General features: G+C 51.4%; 1 rRNA gene. It reads right to left on the bottom strand.

Annotation, left to right across the window (positions count from 1 at the left end):
* Nucleotides 1-29: 29 nt before the first annotated feature.
* A 23S ribosomal RNA gene (locus tag F8B77_RS17200) occupies nucleotides 30-2,384 on the bottom strand; the annotation flags it as partial.

Here is a 2,384-nt window from a genome sequence, read left to right as displayed (position 1 = left end):
AAATCCGTTCAAAACCCCTTGGGTGTTGTATGGTTAAGCCTCACGGGCAATTAGTATCAGTTAGCTCAATGCCTCGCAGCACTTACACACCTGACCTATCTACGTCGTAGTCTCCAACAACCCTTTAGGATACGTAAAGTATCAGGGATGACTCATCTCAGGGCTCGCTTCACGCTTAGATGCTTTCAGCGTTTATCGATTCCGAACTTAGCTACCGGGCAATGCCACTGGCGTGACAACCCGAACACCAGAGGTTCGTCCACTCCGGTCCTCTCGTACTAGGAGCAGCCCCCTTCAATCATCCAACGCCCACGGCAGATAGGGACCGAACTGTCTCACGACGTTCTAAACCCAGCTCGCGTACCACTTTAAATGGCGAACAGCCATACCCTTGGGACCGACTTCAGCCCCAGGATGTGATGAGCCGACATCGAGGTGCCAAACACCGCCGTCGATATGAACTCTTGGGCGGTATCAGCCTGTTATCCCCGGAGTACCTTTTATCCGTTGAGCGATGGCCCTTCCATTCAGAACCACCGGATCACTATGACCTGCTTTCGCACCTGCTCGAATTGTCATTCTCGCAGTCAAGCGGGCTTATGCCATTGCACTAACCTCACGATGTCCAACCGTGATTAGCCCACCTTCGTGCTCCTCCGTTACTCTTTGGGAGGAGACCGCCCCAGTCAAACTACCCACCAGGCACTGTCCGCAACCCCGATAAGGGGCCAACGTTAGAACATCAAGCATACAAGGGTGGTATTTCAAGATTGCCTCCACACATACTGGCGTACGTGCTTCAAAGGCTCCCACCTATCCTACACATGTAGGGTCAATGTTCAGTGCCAAGCTGTAGTAAAGGTTCACGGGGTCTTTCCGTCTAGCCGCGGGTACACTGCATCTTCACAGCGATTTCAATTTCACTGAGTCTCGGGTGGAGACAGCGTGGCCATCATTACGCCATTCGTGCAGGTCGGAACTTACCCGACAAGGAATTTCGCTACCTTAGGACCGTTATAGTTACGGCCGCCGTTTACTTGGGCTTCGATCAAGAGCTTCGACCGAAGTCTAACCCCATCAATTAACCTTCAAGCACCGGGCAGGCGTCACACCGTATACGTCATCTTACGATTTAGCACAGTGCTATGTTTTTAATAAACAGTTGCAGCCACCTGGTATCTGCGACTCCCGGCAGCTTAGAGAGCAAGTCTCATCACCGCTAGGAGCGTACCTTCTCCCGAAGTTACGGTACCATTTTGCCTAGTTCCTTCACCCGAGTTCTCTCAAGCGCCTTAGTATTCTCTACTCGACCACCTGTGTCGGTTTGGGGTACGATTCCTTACAATCTGAAGCTTAGAGGCTTTTCCTGGAAGCATGGCATCAATGGCTTCACTACCGTAGTAGCTCGACATCGTGTCTCAGCCTAGTGTAATCCCGGATTTGCCTAAGATTACAGCCTACACACTTGAACTTGGACGACCGTCGCCAAGCCCACCTAGCCTTCTCCGTCCCCCCATCGCAATTGTAAGAAGTACGGGAATATTAACCCGTTTCCCATCGACTACGCCTTTCGGCCTCGCCTTAGGGGTCGACTTACCCTGCCCCGATTAACGTTGGACAGGAACCCTTGGTCTTCCGGCGAGCGGGTTTTTCACCCGCTTTATCGTTACTCATGTCAGCATTCGCACTTCTGATACGTCCAGCACGCTTTACAACGCACCTTCAACCGCTTACAGAACGCTCCCCTACCCAATACAGTAAACTGTATTGCCGCAGCTTCGGTGTATAGTTTAGCCCCGTTACATCTTCCGCGCAGGCCGACTCGACCAGTGAGCTATTACGCTTTCTTTAAATGATGGCTGCTTCTAAGCCAACATCCTGGCTGTCTGAGCCTTCCCACATCGTTTCCCACTTAACTATAACTTTGGGACCTTAGCTGGCGGTCTGGGTTGTTTCCCTCTCCACGACGGACGTTAGCACCCGCCGTGTGTCTCCCGGATAGTACTTACTGGTATTCGGAGTTTGCAAAGGGTTGGTAAGTCGGGATGACCCCCTAGCCTTAACAGTGCTCTACCCCCAGTAGTATTCGTCCGAGGCTCTACCTAAATAGATTTCGGGGAGAACCAGCTATCTCCAAGTTTGATTGGCCTTTCACCCCTAGCCACAAGTCATCCGCTAATTTTTCAACATTAGTCGGTTCGGTCCTCCAATTGATGTTACTCAATCTTCAACCTGCCCATGGCTAGATCACTTGGTTTCGGGTCTATATCCAGAGACTGAACGCCCAGTTAAGACTCGGTTTCCCTACGGCTCCCCTAAACGGTTAACCTTGCCACTGAATATAAGTCGCTGACCCATTATACAAAAGGTACGCAGTCACACCA

This window comes from Aliivibrio finisterrensis (assembly GCF_008933155.1).
GTDB classification, from domain to species: Bacteria; Pseudomonadota; Gammaproteobacteria; order Enterobacterales; family Vibrionaceae; genus Aliivibrio; species Aliivibrio finisterrensis.
Note: the sequence above shows the minus strand (reverse complement) of the source record. Positions and strands in the feature narration are given on the sequence as shown.